Raw genomic sequence first — 22,385 nt, forward strand, 5'->3', positions numbered from 1 at the left:
TTCAGCGCCCTTCCTGCTGCTCGGTGGTCTGGCCGATGTGCAGCCAGTAGAAGGCCTGGGTTCCGAAGGTCAAGGTGACGGTTCCGTTCTCGTCGAAGCTGGGGAATTCGGCGTGCCCGAACAGGTCGAACAGCCGCCGGCCCGCGAACTCGGGAGCCGTGATGGTGGCCGAGACCGGGTTGTGGGCGAAGCTGAACACGCAGAGCACGTCTTCGGGCCCGTCGCCGAAGTAGGCGCCCGAGCCCTCGTAGGAGCGCACGAAGGCGAGCACCGACTCGTGATCGGAGCCCACGACCTCCATCGAGCCCAGCCCGAAGGTGGGATGTGCCTTGCGAACGTGGATGACGTTGCGCACCCAGTGCAGCAGCGAGCGCGACTGCGCGAGCTGCGATTCGACGTTCACGAGGTTGTAGTTGTAGACGAGCGACTGCACCACGGGCAGGTAGAGCTTGCCGGGGTCTGCGGTGGAGAAGCCGGCGTTGCGGTCGGGCGTCCACTGCATCGGCGTGCGCGAGGAGTCGCGGTCGGGCAGCCAGATGTTGTCGCCCATGCCGATCTCGTCGCCGTAGTAGAGGAAGGGCGAGCCCGGCAGGGCGAAGAGGAGCGCGTGGGCGAGCTCGAGCTCGGCCCGCGAGTTGTCGAGCAGGGGAGCGAGTCGACGCCGGATGCCGATGTTGGAGCGCATCCGCGGGTCGTAGGCGTACCAGCCGTACATGGCCTGCCGGTATTCCTCCGACACCATCTCGAGCGTCAACTCGTCGTGGTTGCGCAGGAACACCCCCCAGGCCGCCCCCTCGGGGATGTCGGTGGTCTCGGAGAGCACCCGCACCAGCTCGTCGGCCTTCTGCGACCGCAGCGAGTAGTAGATGCGCGGCATCACGGGGAAGTCGAAGGCCATGTGGCACTCCGGCTCCTCGTCGGTGCCGAAGAAGGCGGCGACCTCGCGCGGCCACTGGTTGGCCTCGGCCACGAGCATGCGGCCCGGGTACTCCGTGTCCATCATCGCGCGGAGCTTCACGATGAACTCGTGCGTCTTGGGCTCGCCCTCGCCGTTGCCCTCGTCGCTCTCGTAGAGGTAGGGGATGGCGTCGAGGCGGATGCCGTCGACCCCGAGGTCGAGCCAGAACCGCACGGTGTCGAAGATGGCCTCGTGCACCGCCGGATTCTCGAAGTTGAGGTCGGGCTGGTGCGAGAAGAAACGGTGCCAGAAGAACTGCCGGCGCACCGGGTCGAACGTCCAGTTCGACTCCTCGGTGTCGACGAAGATGATGCGGATGTTCTCGTACTTCTCGTCGGTGTCGCTCCACACGTAGAAGTCGCCGAACGGCCCCTCCGGGTCTTCGCGCGACTGCTGGAACCACTCGTGCTGGTCGGAGGTGTGGTTCAGCGGGAAGTCGATGACGATGCGCATGTTGCGCTCGTGCGCCTTCGTGACGAGGTCGCGGAACTCCTCGACCGTGCCGTAGTCGGGCAGCACGGCCTTGAAGTCGGAGACGTCGTAGCCGCCGTCGCGGAGCGGCGACTGGTAGACCGGCGGCAGCCAGAGGGCGTCGATGCCGAGCCACTGCAGGTAGTCGAGCTTCGAGATGAGGCCCGCGAGGTCGCCGAAGCCGTCGCCGTTGGAATCGACGAAGGAGCGCACCATCACCTCGTAGAACACCGACCGCCTGTACCACTGCGTATCGAGCGTCAGACCCGGCAGCTGGATGGGTGCGGTGAAGTTCACGGCGACCTTTCTCGGAACGCGGATGTCGGCCTCCTCGTTCCTGCCGTTCACGATAGTCCAGGTCACCGACACCGCCAGGGGAAGGCTCGCCGGGCCCGTCTATGCTGGAGCGGATGACCGTCGCCTCGCCCTATGCCCCCGCCCTCGCCCGCATGCCCGTGAGCACGCGCGTGCTCGACCTCGGGGGCAGCGGCACCCGTGTGTGGGAGTACGGTCCGGCCGGGGCCGACGACGCGGCCCGCGCCTCCGCCCGCACCCTCGTGGTGGTGGTGCACGGCTTCCGCGGCGACCACCACGGCCTCGAGCCCGTGATCGCGCAGCTCGACGACACCCGCCTGCCGGGCGCTCGGATCGTGGCCCCCGACCTTCCGGGCTTCGGCGAGTCGACCCCGCTCACGGCCACCCACGACATCGACGGCTACACCGCCTGGCTCCGCGAACTCGTCGACACCGTGCGCGCCGAGTCGCCCGAGGCGCGCCTGGTCATCCTCGGCCACTCCTTCGGCTCGATCATCGTCTCGGCCGCGCTCGCTCAGGGCCTGCCCGCCGACGACGCCATCCTCATCAACCCGATCTCGGCCCCGGCGCTGAAGGGCCCCCGGGGCTTCATGACCCGGCTGGCGATCGGCTACTACCAGTTCTCGGCGGCCGTGCCCGAGAAGCTCGGCTTCGCGGTGCTGCGCAGCGGCCTCGTCGTGCAGATCATGAGCAACACCATGGCGAAGACGAAGGAGAAGCCACTGCGCCGCTGGATCCACGACCAGCACCACCGCTACTTCAGCGCCTTCGCGAACCGCAGCGTCGTGCTCGACGCGTTCAAGGCCTCCGTCAGCCACGACGTGAGCGAGTACGCGGCCGGCATCGCGGTGCCGACCCTGATGATCGCCGCCGACAAGGACGACATCACGCCGATGGCCGCGCAGTACCAGGTGCAGGCGGCGATCTCCGAGGCCCAGCTCGTGGTGCTGCACGACGTCGGCCACCTCATCCACTACGAGCGCCCGCTCGAGGCCGCCGCCGCGATCGAGCAGTTCCTCGCCTCGTGAGCCGGGTGAAGCTCGCCTTCGACTGCCGCTACACGCGCATCGGGCGTCACGACGGCATCAGCCGCTACACCGCGGGGGTCGTCACCGAGCTCGCGAAGCGGCCCGAGCTCGAGCTGACGATGCTGATCAGCGACGAGCGCCAGCTCGCGATGCTGCCGGAGCTGCCCTGGGTGAAGATCTCCGGGCCGACGAGCGTGCGCGAACCGCTCGTGGCCCTGCAGGTCAACCGGCTGCATCCGGATGCCGTGATCACGCCCATGCAGACCATGGGCACACTCGGCCGCCGCTACCCGCTCGCCCTCACGGTGCACGACCTCATCTACTACTCCAACCCCGAGCCGCCGCGCGAGCTGCCCGGCTTCGTGCGGGTGCTCTGGCGGCTCTACCACAAGGCCTGGTGGCCGCAGCGGATGCTCCTGAACGGCGCGGACGCGGTCGTCACGGTCTCCGAGACGACCCGGGCCCTGATCGACGCGCACCACCTCACGAAGCGGCCCGTCGTGGTCGCCCGGAACGCCGCCGACCTCCCCGCACCGGACGAGGCCTCCGCCGCCGCCACGGCCGCCGAGACGCGCTCCCAGGCCCGCTCGGTGCTCTACATGGGCTCGTTCATGCCCTACAAGAACGTCGAGACGCTCGTGCGCGCGGTGGGCGAACTGCCCGGCTACACCCTGCACCTGTTGAGCAAGGCCTCCGAGGGCGACAAGGCACGGCTCACGGCGGTCGACCCGGATGCGCGACTCGTCTTCCACGACGGCGTCAGCGACGAGGAGTACCACCGTCTGCTGCAGGAGGCGACGGCGCTCGTGACGGCCTCGCTCGACGAGGGCTTCGGCATCCCGCTCGTCGAGTCGATGGGCTACGGCACGCCGGTCGTGGTGAGCGACATCGCCGTGTTCCGCGAGATCGGGGGAGAGGCCGCGCTGTTCGCGCCCGCGACCGACGCCGCGGCCTTCGCGCGGCGCATCCGCTCGCTCGAGGAGGCGGAGGAGTGGCGCCGCCGCTCGCTCGCCTCGCGCCGGCAGGCCGAGGGCTTCAGCTGGGCAGAGTCAGCTCGAGCGCTAGCGGAGCTCGCGACCGGATTGCCGGGTCGATCGGCACGCCGTTGAACTCGGCGATCGAGAGATGACCGTCGTCCACGACGAAGTCGTGGGCTGAGCCGTTCGGAATGGCGTGCCCCTGCCGGGGCAGCGCCTTCTCGGTGACGTAGCGGATGAGCGATCCGATGACACCGCCGTGGGACACCACGATGAGGGACTCGCCCGGATGCTCGGCCGCGAGCGCCTCCAGCGCCGGCAGCACCCGGCGCACCACGTGCGAGCGCTTCTCGCGCCCGGGTACGTCGGCCAGCGGGTCGGGGAAGCGCTCGGCCAGCTCTGCCGCGTTGAGCCCCTCCGCCTCGCCGTAGCTGCGTTCGGCGAGCTGAGGAACGAGCTCGGGGGCGTCGAGGCCCACGAGGGCAGCGATGATCTCCGCGGTCTCGCGGGCGCGGCTCAGGGGGCTCGCGACGATGCCGTCCCACTCGCGGGCGGCGAGCATCCGGCCCGCCTCGGCGGCCTGCTCGCGCCCGGTGTCGTTCAGCGGGATGTCGGTGGCGCCCTGGATGCGCTTCTGGAAGTTCCAGTCGGTCTGGCCGTGCCGCACGAAGGTGAAGATAGTCATCGCTCCCAGTCTAGGCAAGCGCGGGAGGGATGCGCGTGGCCGGCCCCGGCGGAGCTACGGCAGCAGGCGCGCGGCGAGGGCTCGCAGGGTCTCCGAGGTTCCGGAGTCGATCTTGACGGCCGCCCGGTTGTCGCCCTTGGTGGCGCCGCGGTTGATGATGACGATCGGGAGCTTGCGGCGACGGGCCTGCTCGAGCAGACGGATGCCCGAGTTCACCACCAGGGAGGAACCCGCGATCACCATGGCGTCGGAGGAGGCCACCATGGCGCTCGCCTCGGCGAACTTCTCGGTGGGGATGAACTCGCCGAAGAACACGACATCGGGCTTCAGCACGCCGCCGCAGACGGTGCACGCGGGCGTCACGAAGGCTTCGTACTCCGAGACCTCGGCGTCGCCGTCGGGCGCCATGCGCACGAGAGAGGGCTCGGTGAGCCAGGGGTTGTCGGCGCTGATGCGCTCGGCGATCGAGGCGCGCGCGAAGGTCTGGCCGCAGCGCAGGCAGTTCACGCGGTCCATCGAGCCATGCAGGTCGACGAGGTGCTTGGTGCCGGCGCGGGCGTGCAGACCGTCGACGTTCTGCGTGATGACACCGGAGACGAGCCCCGCGTCTTCGAGCTCGGCGAGGATGCGGTGGCTCTCGTTCGGCCGGGCCGCATCGAACATGCGCCAGCCGAGGTGGCTGCCGGCCCAGTAGCGCTTGCGGTAGGAGGCGCTGCCGAGGAACTGGTCGAAGGTCATCGGATTGCGCTTGGGCGCGCCCTCGCCGCGATAGTCGGGGATGCCCGAGTCCGTGCTGACGCCGGCGCCCGTGAGCACCACGATCCGCCGGCCGGAGAGCAGCTGAGCGGCCTCGTCGACGGCGAGGTCGGCGACGGCAGCGGGCGATGACGAGACCAGCGAGACCATGACACCTCCTCGCGGCGCAGCGCGCCGCCACCTCCGAGTCTAGACAGCGAAGTTTTCGGGAATGTTTCCGCACTGGCAGAGTGGGGTGTGAATCCGCAACCAGAAAGGGTCTCGTGCCCGTCATCCGCATCGAGTCGCTGGACCATCCCGGCCTCGCCGACTACGCCGACCTGACCGACGTCGCCCTGCGGCGCATCCTGGAGCCGGCCGGCGGCCTCTACCTGGCCGAGTCGAGCAAGGTGATCGAGCGCGCGATCGCCGCCGGGCACCGGCCGCGGTCGATCCTGCTGCAGGAGAAGTGGCTGGCCGACCTCGCGTTCGTGGAGGAGCGGTTCCCGGAGGTGCCGGTCTTCGTGGCGAGCGACGAGCTGCTCGCGGAGCTCACGGGCTTCCAGATGCACCGGGGCGCGCTCGCCTCGATGCACCGGCCGGTGCTGCCCGACCCGCGATCGCTGCTGGCGGAGGCCCGCACGGTGGTGGTGCTCGAGGACATCGTCGACCACACCAACGTGGGTGCGGCCTTCCGGGCGGCGGCGGGCCTCGGCGCGGACGCCGTGCTCATCAGCCCGCGCTGCGCCGACCCGCTCTACCGCCGCAGTGTGCGCGTGAGCATGGGCACCGTGCTGCAGGTGCCGTGGACCCGCATCGGCGAGTGGAAGGAGGCGGGCCCGCTGCTGCACGAGGCCGGCTTCACCATCGCGGCGCTCGCGCTCGGCGACGACTCCGTGCCGCTGCCGGAGTTCGCGGCCGCGCTGCCGGAGCGGGTGGCGATCGTGCTCGGCACCGAGGGCGACGGGCTCAGCCGCAAAGCGCTGGCGGCGGCGGATGTGCGGGTCGAGATCCCGATGCTGCACGGCGTGGACTCGCTCAACGTGGCCTCGGCGAGCGCGGTGGCCCTCTACGCGGTGCGCTACGCATCCGGCCGCTGAGCACTACTGAGAGGGGCCGCACGCCCGCCCCGCGTCGCCCGCGGACACTATGCTCTGGGTACCGCACCAAGGGAGGTCTGCTGTGAGTGAGAAGAGCGCCGTCTCGGCCCGTTCGGCACCCGTGGGAGGCAAAGGCCTGGCCGCAGGGACCCTGGGGCTCTTCGGCTCGACCGTGATCGGGCTCGCCTCCACCGCCCCGGTCTACTCGCTCGCCGCCACGATCGGCTTCGTGGTGCTCGCCGTGGGGGCGCAGGCGCCGATCGCGATGGTGCTCGCGTTCATCCCGATGTTCCTGACCGCCTTCGCCTACCGGGAGCTGAACCGGGCGGTGCCCGACTGCGGCACGACGTTCACCTGGGCCACGAAGGCCTTCGGCCCGTGGGTGGGCTGGATGGGCGGCTGGGGCGTGGCGGTGGCCGGCATCGTCGTGCTCGCGAACCTCGCGCAGATCGGCAGCAAGTACCTCTGGCTGCTCACGAACAACCCCGACCTCTACGACAACACCCTGCTCGTGACGGCCACCGGCGTGGTGTTCATCGCCGTGATGACGGTGGTGAGCGTGCGCGGGCTCGAGATCGGCGAGCGCCTGCAGAACGTGCTGCTCGGCATCCAGTACCTCGCGCTCATCCTGTTCGTGGCGATCGCCCTGTGGAACGTGTTCGCCGGCACCGCTCCGGCCGGAGCGACCGCGCCTCAGGCGGACTGGTTCAACCCCTTCGCGTTCACCTCGCTCTCGGGCTTCACGCAGGCCATCCTGCTGTGCCTGTTCATCTACTGGGGCTGGGACACCTGCCTCGCGCTCAACGAGGAGACGAAGGATCCGGAGCGCACGCCGGGCCGCGCGGCCGTGCTGTCGACGCTGATCCTGCTGGTGACCTACGTGGCCGTCACCGTGGCGGCCATGGCCTACGCGGGCCTCGGCACCGACGGGCTGGGCCTCGGCAACGCCGACAACGCCGAGGACGTGTTCTTCGCGCTGAAGGACGCGCTGTTCGGGCCCTGGGCCTGGCTGCTCGTGATCGCAGTGGGCGTGTCGGCCGTGTCGTCGACGCAGACCACCATCCTGCCGACGGCCCGCGGAACCCTCGCGATGGCCACCTACAAGGCCCTGCCGGAGCGCTTCGGGCGCATCCACCCACGCTTCCGCACGCCGGCCTTCGCCACTGTGTTCATGAGCGTGGTGGCGATCGCGTTCTATCTCGGCATGTCGCTGCTCTCCGGCAACGTGCTGGCTGACACCATCCTCTCGCTCGGTCTCGCCATCGCCTTCTACTACGCCATCACGAGCTTCGCCTGCGTCTGGTACTTCCGGCGCGAGATCTTCTCCGGCCTGCGGGACTTCCTGTTCAAGGGCCTGTTCCCGCTGCTCGGCGGGCTCATGCTGACGGCCGCGTTCATCCAGTCGGCGGTCGACATGTTCGCGGCCGACTACGGCAACACGGTCATCTGGGGCGTGGGCGGGGTGTTCGTGATCGGCATCGGCTCGCTCGCGGTGGGGGCCGTGCTCATGGTGGTCTGGTTCTTCTTCGCCGGCTCGAAGCCCTTCTTCCGCGGCGAGAGCCTCAACCGCGAGACCGCCGTGCTCGTGCCCGACTCCGAGCAGCTCATCCCGCGCAGCGTCGACGGCGGGCTGATGTGAAGGCCCGTCTGGCTAGACTCGTCGGGTGAACCGCGCTCCTTCGTCTCCGTATCGTCGGCGGCGGATCGTCGTGGTGTCGCTGCTCGTGCTGGTGGCCCTCGTGGGCGGCTACGTGCCCTTCGCACTGCTGGCTCCCTTGCCGGCCGCCGTGGCGACGGTTCCGGATGCCACGCCCCGCACCACGCCGGCGGTCGCCCTCACCACGCCGGGCACGGGCGCCAGCGCCATCGGCATCGGCGGCGCGAGCACGATCCTCGGCACGAGCGGCTCCACCGGAACCCTGCCGATCGCGAGCATCACGAAGACCATCACCGCCCTCGTCGTGCTCGACGCGAAGCCCATCCCCGACGGCCAGCAAGGCCCCGAGCTCACGATGACGGCCCAGGATGCGCAATTCCTCGCCGACACCATCGCCGAGGGCGGCTCCTGGGCCTCCGTGTATCCGGGGCAGGTGCTGAGCGAGCGGCAGTTGCTCGAGATCATGATGCTCGAATCGGCCGGCAACTACAGCCTCACCCTCGTCACCTGGGCCTTCGGCTCGGTCGACGCCTATCTGGCCGCAGCCACGACCTGGATCGCCGCCCATGGACTGAGCGGCACCAGCGTCGTCGACAGCACGGGACTGAATCCCGGCAGCAGCAGCACCACGCACGACCTGCTCGCGCTCGGCGCTCTCGTGCTGGCGGACCCCGTGCTCGCCGCGATCGTGGGCACCGCCACCGACCAGCTGCCGCAGCTCGGCCAGATCGACAACACCAACACGCTCATCGGCATGAGTGGCATCGACGGCATCAAGACCGGTACCACCGACGAAGCCGGCCGCTGCCTGCTGTTCTCCGCCGACTACGTGACCGGCGGCCGGACGGTGACGCTCGTCGGCGTGGTGTTGGGCGCCGATTCGGATGCGTCACTCCACGAGGCCGTGCTCGCCCTGCTGCAGAGCGCCCAGGCGGGCTTCCAGACCGTCGACGTGGCGACCCCGGGCACCGTGGTGGGCAGCTATCTCACGGAGTGGGGCGCGAGCGCCGACATCGTGACGGCCGGCGCGGCGTCGAGCACGGTGTGGTCGGAGGCGACCGTCTCGGAGACGAACCAGGTGTCGGCGCTCACGACGGGCACATCCGGAACCGAGGTCGGCAGCGCGCAGTTCTCGGTGGCCGGGGTGACCCTCGACGGCGCCACGGCCACCGTGCCGCTGCAGCTCGCGAGCGCGCTAGACGGGCCCGACGTGTGGTGGCGGCTGACGCATCCGTTCCGCTGACGCTCGCTGATCCCCTCATCGAGAAGGGATGCGCTCAGTCGAGGGTCTTGAACACCATGGGCTCGGCCTGCGGCCGCTTCGGGGCGACGCCGTCGCCGCTCGAGCGATGGGTGATGCGGCGGATGACCCACGGCACCAGGTGCACGCGCGCCCAGACGAGATCTTCGGCGCGGGCCTGACGCCAGCTGGTCGGCGGCAGCGGCTCCGGGGAGCCCGGCTGCAGATCGTTGTCGACGTTGAGCGCCTTGAGCACCTGCCGCGCGATCTCGTGGTGGCCGAGGGCGTTGGGGTGCAGGCGGTCGTCGGACCACATCCGGCTGTCCTGGATCTCCTTCAGCCCCCACTGGTCGGCCACGATGCAGTCGTACCGGTCGGCGATCACCCGCAGGTTCTCGTTGTAGATCGCCACCTTGCCGCGGATGCCGCGGAACACCGGCGTGAAGCTCGTGTCGACGCCCGTGAAGATCACCACGGTCGCGTCGTCGCGCCGCAACCGCCGGATGCCCACCTCGAAGCGGGCGGCGATGTCGTCGGGGTCGGTACCGGGGCGGATGACGTCGTTGCCGCCGGCCGAGATGGTGATCAGGTCGGGCTGCAGCGCGAGCGCCGGCTCGACCTGCTCGTCGAGGATCTGCTGGAGCAGGCGCCCCCGGATGGCGAGGTTCGCGTACGAGAACTCGCCGTCGGCCCCGGCCGCCAGGGTCTCCGCCACACGGTCGGCCCAACCGCGGTAGCCGCCGGGGCTCGCGGGCTCCGGGTCTCCGATGCCTTCGGTGAACGAGTCTCCGAGAGCGACGTAGCGGCGCCAGGGGTGTGGCTGGGTCATGGGGTGGTGCTCCTTTCAGAGTGCATTCAAGCGTAACTCCGCGCGCTGGAGCTGGGAGCGACGATCCGGTGGATCGTCGCCGCGACGCCAGCGCCGGGCGGGCTGTGCTCGCCCGGGTCGAGGTTCGGGTCGGCTTCACTGTCGGCGCAGCGAGGTATCTTTGATCATCGTGACCGAGCTCCCGCACTTCGAACCCGCCCCCGGGACGAGTGCAGCCGGGCAGCTCTCGCCCTCGTTCCCGGCGCGTGCCCCGTGGGGCACCGCGGGCCGCCTGCGCGCCTGGCAGGAGGAGGCCCTCACCGCCTACTTCGAGCACGAGCCGCGCGACTTCCTCGCGGCCGCGACGCCGGGCGCCGGCAAGACCACCTTCGCCCTGCGCCTCGCCTCCGAACTGCTGCACCGCCGCACGGTCGACCGCATCATCGTGGTGGCCCCCACCGAGCACCTCAAGCGCCAGTGGGCGGATGCCGCGGACCGCGCCGGGGTGCGGCTCAACCCGGGGTTCCGCAACAGCGAGAGCCGGTTCGGGCGGCACTTCCACGGCGTGGCCATCACCTACGCGCAGGTCGCGGCCCGCGCATCCCTGCACCGCGAACTCACCCAGGGCGCGAACACCCTCGTCATCCTCGACGAGGTGCACCACGGCGGCGACGCGCTGAGCTGGGGCGACGCGGTGCGCGAGGCCTTCGAGCCCGCCACCCGCCGGCTCTCGCTCACCGGAACCCCCTTCCGCAGCGACACCTCGCCGATCCCGTTCGTGGAGTACGCGCCCGACGAGCACGGCATCCGCGTCTCCCGCAGCGACTACAGCTACGGCTACGGGCGCGCGCTCAAGGACGGCGTCGTGCGGCCCGTGCTCTTCATGGTCTATGCCGGCCACATGCGCTGGCGCACCAAGGTGGGCGACGAGATGGAGGCCCGCCTCGGCGAGGGCAACACGAAGGACATCACCTCCCAGGCCTGGCGCACGGCGCTCGACCCGAAGGGCGACTGGATCCCGCAGGTGCTCGGGGCCGCCGACCGCCGCCTGAGCGAGGTGCGCCAGGCGATCCCGGATGCGGGCGGCCTCGTGATCGCCACCGACCAGACCGTGGCGCGCGCCTACGCCGCCATCCTCGAGGAGATCTCCGGCGAACCCGTCACCGTGGTGCTTTCCGACGAGAAGGAGGCCTCCGACCGCATCGAGCAGTTCTCGAACTCCACGAAGCGCTGGATGGTGGCCGTGCGCATGGTGTCGGAGGGCGTCGACGTGCCCCGGCTCGCCGTGGGCGTCTACGCCACCAGCGCCTCCACGCCGCTGTTCTTCGCCCAGGCGATCGGCCGTTTCGTGCGGGCCCGGCGGCGCGGCGAGACCGCCTCGGTGTTCCTGCCGAACGTGCCCTCACTGATGGCGCTGGCCGAGAAGCTCGAGCTCGAGCGCGACCACGCGCTGGACAAGCGCGACGACGGCTCGAACCCCGACGGCGACATCTACAACCCCGAAGACGCCATGGTGGCGGCCGCGAACCGCGACGAGAAGGCCTCCGAGGCGCTCACGCAGGAGTTCGACTTCCAGGCCATCTCCTCGGGCGCCACCTTCGACCGCGTGGTCTACGACGGCGGCGAGTTCGGCTTCGAGGCCGTGGTGGGCAGCGAGGAGGAGCTCGACTTCCTCGGGCTGCCCGGGCTGCTCGAACCCGATCAGGTGAAAGACCTGCTGCAGCACCGGCAGGCGCGGCAGCAGAAGCACGCGGCGAAGACCGGGCGACCGACGCAGGACACCCCTGACCAGGGCGGTGTCCCGGCCCCGCTCTATCGCACGCTCAAGGAGCAACGCAGCCTGCTCAACTCCCTCGTCGGAATCTGGTCGAAGACCTCGAACGAGCCGCACGGCCTCATCCACGCCGAGCTGCGTCGCATCTGCGGGGGGCCGGCGGTGGCGCAGGCGAGCGTCACACAGCTGCAAGCGCGCATCGTCACCGTAAGAAGATGGATGGGCGCAGCCAACCACTGACTGTGAGAGAGGACGGCCGGTCATGACCGAGACCCTTCACCGCGTGGCCGTGCTCGTGCTCGAGGGCGCCAAACCCCTCGATGTCGGCATCCCCGCCCAGGTGTTCTCCAACCGCCCGAGCATGCCCTACGAGGTGCGCGTCTGCGGCGCCGCGCCCGGGCCGATCTCGGGCGGTGACGGCCTCTCCTACCACGTGGCCTCCGGGCTCGAGGCGCTCGAGCAGGCCGACACGGTGTTCATCCCGGGCTATCGCGAACCCGCCACCACCGAGCCCCCGGATGCCGTGGTCGCCGCCCTGATCGCCGCCCACTCCCGGGGCGCCCGGCTCGCCGCCATCTCCACCGGAGCCTTCGCCCTCGCCGCGACCGGGCTGCTCGACGGCCGCCGGGCGACGACCCACTGGCACTACACGAGGGCGCTCGCCGCCCGGCATCCGCTCGTGCGGGTCGACGAGAACGTGCTCTTCGTCGACGAGGGCTCGGTGCTCACCTCGGCCGGCGCCGCGAGCGGCATCGACCTCTGCCTGCACCTGGTGCGCCGCGATCACGGGGTCGGGCTCTCGAACCACGTGGCCCGCCGCCTCGTTGCGGCGCCCTACCGTAGCGGGGGACAGGCGCAATACGTTCCCCGCAGCGTGCCCGAACCCCTCGGCGACCTCTTCGCGAGCACCCGGGAGTGGGCGCTCGCCCATCTCGCCGAACCCCTCACCCTCCAGGGTCTTGCGCGCAACGCCGCCGTCTCCGAGCGCACCTTCTCCCGTCACTTCGTCGAGGACACCGGCTACACGCCGATGCAGTGGGTGCTGCGCGCCCGCATCGACCTCGCCCGAGAGCTGCTCGAGCGCAGCGACCTCGGGGTGGAGCAGATCGCTCACCGCGTGGGCCTCGGCACCGGCGCCAACCTGCGTCTCCACTTCAAGCGCATCCTGGGCACCTCGCCGCTCGAGTACCGGCACACCTTCTCAGCCTGAGGCCCGCTGCCGGATCTCCGGATTCGGCTGGCGGGATGCTTGCGCCGGGTGACGGTGAACGTGGCCGGATGCTTGCGGCCGCTGTCGACGCGGCCACTGTCGCGCGTACCCCGACGCGCCGATCCTGGTTCAGGACCACAGACGGTCCGAGAAGGAGACGCATCCCATGACCAGAATCGCCGTGAACGGATTCGGCCGTATCGGCCGCAACACCCTGCGCGCCCTGCTCGAGCGCGACAGCGCGCTCGAAGTGGTCGCCATCAACGACCTCACCGCACCCGAGGCGCTCGCCCACCTGCTGCGCTACGACAGCTCGCTCGGCCGGCTGGGCCGCTCCGTCGAGGTCGACGGCGACGCGCTCGTGGTCGACGGCCGGCGCATCCGGGTGCTCGCCGAGCGAGACCCCGAGAAGCTGCCGTGGGCGGAGCTCGGGGTGGACCTGGTGCTCGAATCGACCGGGCGCTTCACCTCCGCCGAGGCGGCAGGCGCCCACCTGCGGGCCGGCGCCCGGCGTGTGCTCGTGAGCGCTCCGGCGGAGGGCGCCGACGTCACGCTCGCCTACGGCGTGAACACCGGGGACTACGACCCGGAGCGCCACCGCATCGTGTCGAACGCCTCCTGCACCACGAACGCCCTGGCACCGCTCGCGGCGGTTCTGGACGAGCTCGCGGGCATCGAGCACGGCTTCATGACCACCGTGCACGCCTACACGCAGGAGCAGAACCTGCAGGACGGACCGCACCGCGACCTCCGGCGCGCCCGCGCGGCCGGGGTGAACATCGTGCCGACGACCACCGGGGCCGCGAAGGCGATCGGGCTCGTGCTGCCGCAGCTCGACGGCAAGCTCTCGGGTGATTCCATCCGGGTGCCGGTGCCGGTGGGCTCGATCGTCGAGCTCAACGCCGTCGTGGCGCGCGAGGTCACCCGCGACGAGGTGCTCGCCGCCTACCGGGCCGCTGCCGACGGGCCGCTCGCGGGCATCCTGGAGTACACCGAAGACCCTCTCGTCTCGTCGGACATCACCGGGCGAGCCGCCTCCGCCGTCTTCGACTCGGCACTCACGCGGGCCGAGGGCAAGCACGTGAAGGTGATGGCCTGGTACGACAACGAGTGGGGGTTCTCGAACCGGGTGGTCGACACGCTGGAGTTGCTGGCGCGCGGCTGACGCGAGCGGGCCGGTCGTGGKGGGGGTCGGGGGATTCCACCCCCGCCTAGGGGTTGAGCGGAGCTCAAAGGCGGCGGGGGCGAAATCCCCCGACCCCCACCACTTGCATGCCACTATGGCGGGATGAGTAATGGGGCTGCGGTGTCGACGGACGGTTCTTCTGGGCGGGAGCAGGGGCGGGAGAGGTCCTTCTTCGGGCAGCCGTTCGCGCTGGTGCACATCTTCGGCGTGGAGATGTGGGAGCGGTTCTCGTTCTACGGCATGCAGGGCATCCTGCTGCTCTACATGTTCTACTCGGTGGCCGAGGGCGGCCTCGGCATCCCCAAGCCCGTCGCCGTCGGCATCGTGGGCGCCTACGGCGGGTCGGTGTACCTCGCCACGATCCTCGGGGCATGGCTCGCTGACCGGCTGCTCGGCTCGGAACGCACCCTGTTCTACAGCGCGATCGTCGTGATGGCGGGGCACCTCGCGCTCTCGCTCATCCCGGGCGTCGCCGGGCTCGGAACCGGGCTCATCCTGATCGCACTCGGCTCCGGTGGAGTGAAGGCGAACGCGACCTCGGTGGTGGGCACGCTGTACTCCGAGAAAGACCCGCGCCGCGACGCCGGGTTCTCGATCTTCTACCTCGGCATCAACCTCGGCGCCTTCCTCGGGCCGCTGCTCACCGGGTTGCTGCAGACCTCCTTCGGCTTCCACGTGGGCTTCGCAGTGGCGGCCGTGGGCATGGCGATCGGTCTCATCCAGTACTCCTTCGGGCGCCGCAGCCTGCCGCCCGAGGCGAAGGCGGTGCCGAACCCGCTGCCGGCGGCACATCGGCTGGTCATGGTGCTGGTGGCCGTGGGCGCCGTGGTGCTCATCGTCGCGGCCGTGCTGATCGGCGTGCTCAACGCCGACAACCTCGCGGATGCGGTGGCCGTCGTCACGCTGGCGGCCTCGATCGCGTACTTCGTCATCATCCTGTCGTCGAAGAAGATCTCGGGACTCGAACGCCGACGGGTGTACTCGTTCATCCCGATGTTCATCACGAGCGTGGCGTTCTGGGCGCTCTACCAGCAGCAGTTCACCGTGGTGACCCTCTACGCCAACGACCGGCTGAACCTCGACCTGTTCGGCTGGCAGATGCCGGTGGCCTGGGTGCAGTCGATCAACCCGATCTTCATCATCATCCTCTCCGGCGTGTTCGCCGCCATCTGGACGAAGTGGGGCGACCGGCAGCCCGCCACGCCCTACAAGTTCGCGGCGGCGGCGGTCGTGATGGGCCTCGCCTTCCTGCTGTTCATCCCGTTCTCGGGCACCGGGGCGCACGGCACGCCGTTGCTGGCGCTGGTGGGCATCCTGTTCGTGTTCACGATCGCCGAGCTCCTGCTCTCACCTGTGGGGCTCTCGCTCTCGACGAAGCTCGCGCCGGCGGTGTTCCGCACGCAGATGGTGGCGCTGTTCTTCCTCTCGATCGCGCTCGGGACGGCCCTCTCGGGCATCCTGGCCGGCTTCTACAACGAGACCAACGAGATCCCGTACTTCGGCATCTCGGGCCTCGTCGCGATCCTCGTGGGCGGCCTGCTCGTCATCGCCACCCCGTGGGTGCGCCGCATGATGGGCGGGGTGCGGTAGCGGATGCTCGGCACCGTCGACGAGATCGTCTTCGACTGCGCAGACCCGGTCGCGCTGTCGACGTTCTGGCACGCCGTGCTCGGCGGCTCCGAGCCCACGCACCGCCGCGCAGGCTGGTCGTACTTCGACACGCCCGCCGGCCTGCGGGTGGCGTTCCAGGGTGTGCCCGAGCCGAAGCGGGTGAAGAACCGCGTGCACCTCGACGTGGCCGTCGACGACGTGCCGGCGGCGGCCGACGCGGCCGTGCTCCTGGGGGCCACACGCCAAGGGCTGATCCACGCGGATGCCGTGGGGACCTTCCAGGTGCTCCTCGACCCCGAGGGCAACGAGTGGTGCGTCGTCAAGGCCGCCTGACCTCCCGAGGAGTCACCGAAGCGATCTACGCGCCGCCGAAGCGCTCCGTGCGCACCGTCATGGGGTCGGCGCCCGCGGCCACGAGGGCGTCCGAGGCGAGCTCGACGAAACGGGTGGGCCCGCAGATGTAAGTCGAGGAGGACGGGTCGGTCGCGGCCGCCCAGGAGGCCACGCGTGCGGCATCCAGGCGCCCGAGCGTGCCCGGCCAGCCCTCCGGCGCGTGCCGGGTGTACTGGATGGTCACGGCGGCGCCGGCGGCCTCGGTGAGAGCGCTCAGCTCGTCGTGGAAGTAGACGAAGTCGGGGGAGCGCACCGAATAGAGCAGGTGCACGGGTGCGGTGTTGCCTGAGGCGATGTGGGTGCGCAGGATCGACACGAGCGGGGCGATGCCGGAGCCGCCGCCGATCAGCCGGATGGGCTCCTGCTGCGAGGGCCGCCACACGAACCAGCCGCCGAGTGGACCGAGCACCTCGAGCTGGTCTCCCACGCTCACCCCGCGCACGAGGTAGGGGGAAACCTCGCCGTCGGGCATGAGCTCGATGCTCACCGCGGCGAGCTCGTCGCCGGCGGCGGAGGACAGGGAGTAGGAACGCGCGGCCTGGTAGCCGTCGGGCGCGGTCAGGCGGATGTCGATGTGCTGCCCCGCGAGAGCACCCTTCCAGCCCGGCACGCGCAGCATGAGCGTGCGGGCGGTGGGCGTCTCCTCACGGATGCCGACGACGTCGGCGACCTGCCAGGTGCCGGGACCGATGCCTGCGACCGGAGCCGGATCAGGAGTCGTAGTAATAGCGCTGTTCCTTCCACGGGTCGCCGTAGGCGTTGTACCCGTTCACTTCCCAGAAGCCGAGTTCGTCGGTCTCGTGCATGGTGAGCCCGTTCACCCACTTCGCGCTCTTCCAGAAGTAGAGGTGCGGAACCAGCAGTCGCGCCGGCCCGCCGTGCTCGGGGTCGAGCGGCTCGCCGCCGAACTCGAACGCCACCCAGGCCTTGCCCCCCAGCAGGTCGGCGAGCGGCACGTTCGTGGTGTAGCCGCCGTAGGAGTGCGCCATCGTGTAGCCGAACTTCGTGTCGACCTCGGCGAAGAGCGTGTCGAGCGACACACCGCGCCAGGTGGTGTCGAACTTCGACCACCGGGTGACGCAGTGGATGTCGGTGTGCACCGTCTCGATCGGCAGCGCCATGAACTCGTCCCACGACCAGCGCTTCACCTCGCCCGTCTCGGTGGTGATCGAGAACGACCACTCACCCGGATGGATGTTCGGCGTGGGCCCGGCGGAGAGCACCGGGAAGTCCTTCGTCTCGTACTGCCCCGGGGGCAGTTTGGGGTCGGCCTCGCGATGCTTGCCGAAGAAACCCGGTGTGACGATTCCCATGGTGCTCTCCTCCCGATCGTGAACCAAGCCTAGAGCGATCAGGCCATGGATTGCTCCGACAGATCGTGAATCGGCACCCGGGAACAATGACAGAAGGCCCGGTCTCTCGACCGGGCCTTCATTTCACTGTCTCAACCAGTTCTGTGTTGTCACACAGTGTCCGAGGGGGGACTTGAACCCCCACGCCCTATACGGGCACTAGCACCTCAAGCTAGCGCGTCTGCCATTTCCGCCACCCGGACTCAGGTGCGGCATTCCGGATCTCTCCAGCGCCAAGGAAAGACAATAGCACGGATGACGAGTCCGCAAATCCACCTCGTCACACGCTCGGTCCGGGGAGCAGGCGCCGGGTAGCGTGAAGGGATGACGTCAACTCCTGAAGAGCTCGACCTGACGACTCGTCTCGCGCGCGACCTCATCCGTTTCGACACCTCGAACTACGGGGAAGGCCGGTCCAACGGCGAGACCGAGGCGGCGGAGTACCTCACGGCCCACCTCGAGCGGCTGGGCCTGCGCGTCGAGACCTTCGAGGCGGCGCCCCGGCGCACGAGCATCCTCACCCGCGTGGAGGGCCGCAACCGCGACAAGCCCGCGCTGGTGGTGCACGGCCACACGGACGTCGTGCCTGCCATCGCCGAGGACTGGTCGGTCGACCCCTTCGAGGGCGTCGTCAAGGACGGCATGCTCTGGGGCCGCGGCGCGGTCGACATGAAGAACATGGATGCGATGATCGTGTCCGCGCTCGACCGCATCCTCTCCTCGGGCCGTCAGCCCGAACGGGACCTCGTGGTGGCCTTCTTCGCCGACGAGGAGAACGGGGGAGTCTTCGGCTCCCACCCGATGGTCACCCGGCATCCGGAGTTCTTCGCCGGCGCGACCGAGGCCATCAGCGAGGTGGGCGGCTACTCGGTCGACCTCGACGGCAAGCGCGCCTACCTGGTGCAGACGGGCGAGAAGGCCCTGATCTGGATGAAGCTGGTGGCACGCGGCACCGCCGGCCACGGCTCGCAGATCAACCACGACAACGCCGTCACGCGCCTCGCCCGCGCGGTCGCCGACATCGGCAGCCGCGAGTGGCCCGTGCACCTGACCGCCACCACCCGTCAGCTGCTCGACCGGGTGGCCGAGATCCTCGGCAAGGATGCGCAGACGCTGAGCCCCGACGAGATCGCCCTGGCCACCGGCACGGCCTCGCGCTTCATCACGGCGACCCTGCGCACCACCACGAACCCCACCGGCCTCACCGCGGGCTACAAGCACAACGTGATCCCCGACCGGGCCGAGGCGATGCTCGACGTTCGGGTGCTGCCCGGGCACGAGGATGCGGTGCTCGCCGAGATCCGCGAGATCGTCGGCGAGGACATCGAGATCGTCATCTCGCACCAGGACATCGGTCTCGAGACCACCTTCGACGGCGAGCTGGTCGAGACCATGATCTCGACCCTCCAGCACTTCGACCCGGGGGCGGAGGTGCTGCCCTACCTGCTCTCCGGCGGCACCGACAACAAGGCGCTGAGCCTGCTCGGCATCCGCGGCTTCGGCTTCGCGCCCCTGCAGCTGCCGGCCTCGCTCGACTTCCCGGCCATGTTCCACGGGGTCGACGAGCGCGTGCCGCTCGAGGCGCTAGGGTTTGGCACAGACGTTCTGACCGAGTTGCTGCTGCGCTACTGAGCGGCCGCCGCACCGATCCGCCCGCGGCGCTCACAGCCCGACCAACCCAAAGGGAGCCATGGACTTTCTCAACGCCGTCATCCTGGGATTCGTGCAGGGACTGACCGAGTTCCTGCCGATCTCCTCGAGCGCCCACCTGCGCATCCTGGGCGAGTTCCTGCCCGGCGCGAAAGACCCGGGGGCGGCGTTCACCGCCATCACCCAGCTCGGCACCGAGACCGCCGTCGTGGTGTTCTTCTGGCGCGACATCGTGCGCATCATCGGCCGCTGGGCCCGCTCGCTCGCCGGCCGGGTGCCGCGCAACGACCCGGATGCGCGCATGGGCTGGCTGATCATCGTCGGCTCGATCCCGATCATCCTGCTCGGCCTGATCTTCCAGAACGCCATCGAGAGCACGCTGCGCTCGCTCTGGATCGTGGCGATCGTGATGATCGTCTTCGGCATCCTGCTCGGCGTCGCCGACTGGGTGGGTGCCAAGAACCGGCGCCTGAAAGACCTCACGGTGGGTCACGGCGTCATCTTCGGCTTCGCCCAGGCGCTCGCGCTCATCCCGGGCGTCTCGCGCTCGGGCGGCACCATCACGGCCGGGCTGTTCATGGGCTACGAGCGCCGCGCGGCGACCCGCTACTCGTTCTTGCTGGCCATCCCGGCGGTGTTCGGCAGCGGTCTCTTCCAGGTCTACAAGAGCATCGGCGAGCCGAGCGTCTACGGCCCGCTGCCCACGCTCGTGGCCACGGTCATCGCCTTCGTGGTGGGTCTCGTGGTGATCGCGTTCTTCATGAGCTACATCTCCAAGCGCAGCTTCCTGCCCTTCGTGATCTACCGCCTCGCCCTCGGCGCCTTCCTGATCGTGGTGCTGGCGCTCGGGATCATCCCCGCGAACTAGGCTTGTCCGGTGCGCTCCTGGCCTAGACCCGACATCCCCGCTCTCCCCGGCCATGGCTCCGCGCCGCGGCTGCACGACGACGCGAGCGGCCGCTTCCTCGATTCGGCGGCCGGCGTCGAGCCCGGCGAGACCGCCACGCTCTACGTCTGCGGCATCACGCCCTACGACGCGACGCACATCGGCCACGCGGCCACCTATCTCGCCTTCGACACCCTCGTTCGCACCTGGCTCGACGCGGGCCTCGACGTGCTGTACACGCAGAACGTCACCGACGTCGACGACCCCCTGCTCGAACGGGCCACGGCCACCGGCGTCGACTGGCGCGAACTCGCCGCCTCGCAGGTCGAGCTCTTCCGCACCGACATGGAGGCGCTGCGCGTCACGCCACCCGACTCCTACGTGGGCGTGACCGAGACCATCGACTCGATCGCCGCCGCCGTGGCCGCCCTGCGGGCGCGCGGCATGGCCTACGCGGTGCCGACCCCGGATGCGCTCGACCCGGCCACGAGCGACTGGTACTTCGACATCGCGGCGGCCGAGCAGTCCACCCCCTGGGTGCTCGGCTCCGAGAGCGGTCTCGACCAGAGCACGATGGGCCGCCTCTTCGCCGAGCGCGGGGGAGACCCCGAGCGGGAGGGCAAGCGCGACCCTCTGGATCCGCTGCTCTGGCGCGCCGAGCGGGCCGGAGAGCCGGCCTGGGACTCCGTCGTCGGCCGCGGCCGCCCCGGCTGGCACATCGAGTGCTCGGTGATCGCGCGCGAGACCCTCGGCGACACCATCTGCGTGCAGGGCGGCGGGGGAGACCTCGTCTTCCCGCACCACGAGTTCAGTGCCGCCCATGCGACCGCGCTCACCGGCGAGCGTTTCGCCCGGGTCAACGCGCACGGCGGCCTCGTGGCCTTCGACGGCGAGAAGATGTCGAAGTCGCTCGGCAACCTGGTGCTCGTCTCGCAGTTGCGGGCGGCCGGATCCGAGCCGGATGCCATCCGCCTCGCCATCCTCGCGCATCCCTACCGCGACGACTGGGAGTGGCAGCGCGGCGACGAGCTGCTGGCCGCCGAACGTCTGGCCGGCTGGCGTGCCTCGGCCGCGCGGCCCGCATCCGACGAGCTCTCGGCCGGACTCGACGACGACGACGCGCTCGCCCTGCTCGAGCGGGTGCGCACCCGCCTGCACGACGACCTCGACACGCCCGGCGCCCTGGAGCAGTTCGACGCCTGGTTCAGCACGCCCCACTCACCGGCGTCCACGGCCCTCGCCGCGCGCATCCTCGACGCCCTCCTCGGCATCCGCCTCTGACCCCCACACCCCTCCCTCAAAAACAAGGAGTTCTGGGACAACACGCCGTCTGTCGACCGGTCGGCCACGGCGAGTCGTTCCAGAACTCCTTGTTTTTGCGCAGATTCCTTGTTTTTGGGGGAGAGGGGAGGGGCTAGTCGCGGCGCCAGGGCTCGCCGGGGCCGTCGGAGCCGGGGCGGCCGTCGCCGCCGCGCTTGCGGAGGTACTGCTCGAACTCCTGCGCGATGGCCTCGCCGCTCGCCTCGGGCGAGTCGACGGTGTCGCGGGCCTGCTCCAGCTGCTGGATGTACGCGGCCATGTCCTCGTCCTCGCCGGCGAGGGCGTCGATGCCCGACTCCCAGGCGCTGGACTCGTCGACGAGCTCCCCGCGGTCGATCGTGATCTCGATGAGCTCCTCGATCTTGTCGATGAGTGCGAGTGTGGCCTTCGGCGACGGCGCGTTGTGCACGTAGTGGGGAACGGATGCCCAGATCGACACCGTGGGGATGCCCGCCGCCTCGGCGGCTTCGGAGATGACGCTGAGGATGCCCACCGGGCCCTCGTAGGAGCTGCGCTCGATGTCGAGCTCGCTGCGCACGAGCGGGTTCTCGCTCGTCGCGAAGACCGAGATGGGCCGGGTGTGCGGCACGTCGGCGAGCATGGCGCCGAGCAGCACGATCCCCGTGATGTCCTCCGCGAGCGCGGTCGAGATCACCTCGGCGGTGAACTTCTTCCAGTTGCGGGAGGGCTCGGTGCCGATGAGCAGGTAGACGTGATCGGCGTCGGCGCCCTGCTCGGCGCCCGCGAGCGGATCCATGGCCGTGTCGGGCCCGAAGAGGGTGGCCTCGGGCCAGACCAGGCCGCGGCGCCCGTCGTCGTCGACCGTGACGGTGGGCCGGTTGAACTGGAAGTCGAAGTACTCCTCGGTGTCGACCTCGGAGATCGGCACCACGGCGAGTTCGTCTTTGAGCAGCTTCAGCGCGCCCGTGGCGGCCTCGCCGGCGTCGTTCCAGCCCTCGAAGGCGACCAGGAGCAGTCGTCCGCGCAGGAATCCGTTGTCTGTCACCGTGATGGGTACCTCACTGCCTT

The 22,385-nt window shown here is 70.0% G+C and carries 20 protein-coding genes and 1 tRNA gene; 13 read left to right on the plus strand and 8 right to left on the minus strand.

The window, feature by feature from the left end; translation table 11 throughout:
* Position 1: 1 nt before the first annotated feature.
* Entirely contained in the window at positions 2-1,726 is a 1,725-nt protein-coding gene (gene treS / locus VD659_RS09455) for a maltose alpha-D-glucosyltransferase (RefSeq protein WP_423261090.1), read from the minus strand.
* A 113-nt stretch (positions 1,727-1,839) separates the two neighbouring features.
* On the opposite strand from treS, the gene VD659_RS09460 reads away from it, so the two are divergent.
* The gene (locus VD659_RS09460; RefSeq protein WP_423260842.1) at positions 1,840-2,772 is read left to right on the plus strand and encodes an alpha/beta fold hydrolase; all 933 of its coding nucleotides are present in this window, start codon (positions 1,840-1,842) and stop codon (positions 2,770-2,772) included.
* Between the two features lie 5 nt (positions 2,773-2,777).
* On the plus strand, positions 2,778-3,881 hold the full coding sequence (locus VD659_RS09465) for a glycosyltransferase family 4 protein (protein WP_423261091.1): 1,104 nt from the start codon (positions 2,778-2,780) through the stop codon (positions 3,879-3,881).
* Here VD659_RS09465 and VD659_RS09470 read toward each other — a convergent pair.
* Positions 3,808-4,434 carry a histidine phosphatase family protein gene (locus VD659_RS09470; protein WP_423260843.1) on the minus strand — a complete coding sequence of 209 codons (627 nt, stop codon included), beginning with the start codon at positions 4,432-4,434 and terminating at the stop codon, positions 3,808-3,810. The two genes, VD659_RS09465 and VD659_RS09470, sit on opposite strands and share 74 nt — an antisense overlap.
* A gap of 54 nt (positions 4,435-4,488) precedes the next feature.
* The gene (locus tag VD659_RS09475; RefSeq protein WP_423260844.1) at positions 4,489-5,340 is read right to left on the minus strand and encodes an NAD-dependent protein deacetylase; all 852 of its coding nucleotides are present in this window, start codon (positions 5,338-5,340) and stop codon (positions 4,489-4,491) included.
* Positions 5,341-5,453: 113 nt separating this feature from the next.
* Between VD659_RS09475 and VD659_RS09480 the strand changes: the two genes are divergently transcribed.
* From VD659_RS09480 to VD659_RS09490, 3 genes are all read left to right on the plus strand, one after another.
* On the plus strand, positions 5,454-6,269 hold the full coding sequence (locus VD659_RS09480) for a TrmH family RNA methyltransferase (RefSeq protein ID WP_137835664.1): 816 nt from the start codon (positions 5,454-5,456) through the stop codon (positions 6,267-6,269).
* Positions 6,270-6,351: 82 nt separating this feature from the next.
* Positions 6,352-7,908: an APC family permease gene (locus VD659_RS09485; protein WP_423260845.1), complete on the plus strand. Its 1,557-nt coding sequence runs from the start codon at positions 6,352-6,354 to the stop codon at positions 7,906-7,908.
* A gap of 25 nt (positions 7,909-7,933) precedes the next feature.
* Positions 7,934-9,169, plus strand: a complete 1,236-nt coding sequence (locus VD659_RS09490) for a D-alanyl-D-alanine carboxypeptidase family protein (protein WP_423260846.1) — start codon at positions 7,934-7,936, stop codon at positions 9,167-9,169.
* Positions 9,170-9,203: 34 nt separating this feature from the next.
* Here VD659_RS09490 and VD659_RS09495 read toward each other — a convergent pair whose 3' ends face one another.
* On the minus strand, positions 9,204-9,995 hold the full coding sequence (locus VD659_RS09495; RefSeq protein WP_423260847.1) for an SGNH/GDSL hydrolase family protein: 792 nt from the start codon (positions 9,993-9,995) through the stop codon (positions 9,204-9,206).
* Positions 9,996-10,161: 166 nt separating this feature from the next.
* Here VD659_RS09495 and VD659_RS09500 point away from each other — a divergent pair, with 166 nt between their 5' ends.
* From VD659_RS09500 to VD659_RS09520, 5 genes are all read left to right on the plus strand, one after another.
* Positions 10,162-11,988: a DEAD/DEAH box helicase gene (locus VD659_RS09500; protein WP_423261092.1), complete on the plus strand. Its 1,827-nt coding sequence runs from the start codon at positions 10,162-10,164 to the stop codon at positions 11,986-11,988.
* A gap of 22 nt (positions 11,989-12,010) precedes the next feature.
* Positions 12,011-12,958: a GlxA family transcriptional regulator gene (locus VD659_RS09505; protein WP_423260848.1), complete on the plus strand. Its 948-nt coding sequence runs from the start codon at positions 12,011-12,013 to the stop codon at positions 12,956-12,958.
* A 166-nt stretch (positions 12,959-13,124) separates the two neighbouring features.
* On the plus strand, positions 13,125-14,123 hold the full coding sequence (gene gap / locus VD659_RS09510; protein WP_423260849.1) for a type I glyceraldehyde-3-phosphate dehydrogenase: 999 nt from the start codon (positions 13,125-13,127) through the stop codon (positions 14,121-14,123).
* A 123-nt stretch (positions 14,124-14,246) separates the two neighbouring features.
* On the plus strand, positions 14,247-15,734 hold the full coding sequence (locus tag VD659_RS09515) for a peptide MFS transporter (RefSeq protein ID WP_423260850.1): 1,488 nt from the start codon (positions 14,247-14,249) through the stop codon (positions 15,732-15,734).
* Positions 15,735-15,737: 3 nt separating this feature from the next.
* Positions 15,738-16,088 carry a VOC family protein gene (locus VD659_RS09520; RefSeq protein ID WP_423260851.1) on the plus strand — a complete coding sequence of 117 codons (351 nt, stop codon included), beginning with the start codon at positions 15,738-15,740 and terminating at the stop codon, positions 16,086-16,088.
* Positions 16,089-16,113: 25 nt separating this feature from the next.
* Here the strand turns inward: VD659_RS09520 and VD659_RS09525 are convergent, their stop codons facing one another.
* The 3 genes from VD659_RS09525 to VD659_RS09535 form a co-directional block, all read right to left on the minus strand.
* Positions 16,114-16,767: an FAD-binding oxidoreductase gene (locus VD659_RS09525; protein ID WP_171010630.1), complete on the minus strand. Its 654-nt coding sequence runs from the start codon at positions 16,765-16,767 to the stop codon at positions 16,114-16,116.
* 91 nt (positions 16,768-16,858) lie between these two features.
* A complete protein-coding gene (locus tag VD659_RS09530; protein ID WP_423260852.1) occupies positions 16,859-17,461 on the minus strand; it encodes a sulfite oxidase-like oxidoreductase in 603 nt (200 codons plus the stop codon).
* Between the two features lie 157 nt (positions 17,462-17,618).
* Positions 17,619-17,703: transfer RNA gene (locus VD659_RS09535), tRNA-Leu, on the minus strand.
* A 121-nt stretch (positions 17,704-17,824) separates the two neighbouring features.
* Between VD659_RS09535 and VD659_RS09540 the strand changes: the two genes are divergently transcribed.
* The 3 genes from VD659_RS09540 to mshC are packed head-to-tail and all read left to right on the plus strand — an operon-like array spanning position 17,825 to position 21,317.
* A complete protein-coding gene (locus VD659_RS09540; RefSeq protein ID WP_423260853.1) occupies positions 17,825-19,132 on the plus strand; it encodes a M20/M25/M40 family metallo-hydrolase in 1,308 nt (435 codons plus the stop codon).
* Between the two features lie 58 nt (positions 19,133-19,190).
* Positions 19,191-20,018, plus strand: a complete 828-nt coding sequence (locus VD659_RS09545) for an undecaprenyl-diphosphate phosphatase (RefSeq protein ID WP_423260854.1) — start codon at positions 19,191-19,193, stop codon at positions 20,016-20,018.
* A gap of 9 nt (positions 20,019-20,027) precedes the next feature.
* Positions 20,028-21,317, plus strand: coding sequence for a cysteine--1-D-myo-inosityl 2-amino-2-deoxy-alpha-D-glucopyranoside ligase (gene mshC / locus VD659_RS09550; RefSeq protein ID WP_423260855.1), 1,290 nt, complete (start codon positions 20,028-20,030; stop codon positions 21,315-21,317).
* Between the two features lie 133 nt (positions 21,318-21,450).
* Here the strand turns inward: mshC and VD659_RS09555 are convergent, their stop codons facing one another.
* A complete protein-coding gene (locus VD659_RS09555; protein ID WP_423260856.1) occupies positions 21,451-22,362 on the minus strand; it encodes a proteasome assembly chaperone family protein in 912 nt (303 codons plus the stop codon).
* Between the last annotated feature and the right edge of the window lie 23 nt (positions 22,363-22,385).

This window comes from Herbiconiux sp. 11R-BC, from assembly GCF_049472555.1.
Classification (GTDB): Bacteria; Actinomycetota; Actinomycetes; order Actinomycetales; family Microbacteriaceae; genus Herbiconiux.

Coding starts and splice junctions, on each gene's coding strand:
- VD659_RS09460 (WP_423260842.1), top strand. CDS start 1,840: ATGACCGTCGCCTCGCCCTATGCCCCCGCCCTCGCCCGCATGCCCGTG.
- VD659_RS09470 (WP_423260843.1), bottom strand. CDS start 4,434: ATGACTATCTTCACCTTCGTGCGGCACGGCCAGACCGACTGGAACTTC.
- VD659_RS09475 (WP_423260844.1), bottom strand. CDS start 5,340: ATGGTCTCGCTGGTCTCGTCATCGCCCGCTGCCGTCGCCGACCTCGCC.
- VD659_RS09495 (WP_423260847.1), bottom strand. CDS start 9,995: ATGACCCAGCCACACCCCTGGCGCCGCTACGTCGCTCTCGGAGACTCG.
- VD659_RS09505 (WP_423260848.1), top strand. CDS start 12,011: ATGACCGAGACCCTTCACCGCGTGGCCGTGCTCGTGCTCGAGGGCGCC.
- gap (WP_423260849.1), top strand. CDS start 13,125: ATGACCAGAATCGCCGTGAACGGATTCGGCCGTATCGGCCGCAACACC.
- VD659_RS09515 (WP_423260850.1), top strand. CDS start 14,247: ATGAGTAATGGGGCTGCGGTGTCGACGGACGGTTCTTCTGGGCGGGAG.
- VD659_RS09520 (WP_423260851.1), top strand. CDS start 15,738: ATGCTCGGCACCGTCGACGAGATCGTCTTCGACTGCGCAGACCCGGTC.
- VD659_RS09525 (WP_171010630.1), bottom strand. CDS start 16,767: ATGCTGCGCGTGCCGGGCTGGAAGGGTGCTCTCGCGGGGCAGCACATC.
- VD659_RS09530 (WP_423260852.1), bottom strand. CDS start 17,461: ATGGGAATCGTCACACCGGGTTTCTTCGGCAAGCATCGCGAGGCCGAC.
- VD659_RS09540 (WP_423260853.1), top strand. CDS start 17,825: ATGACGTCAACTCCTGAAGAGCTCGACCTGACGACTCGTCTCGCGCGC.
- VD659_RS09545 (WP_423260854.1), top strand. CDS start 19,191: ATGGACTTTCTCAACGCCGTCATCCTGGGATTCGTGCAGGGACTGACC.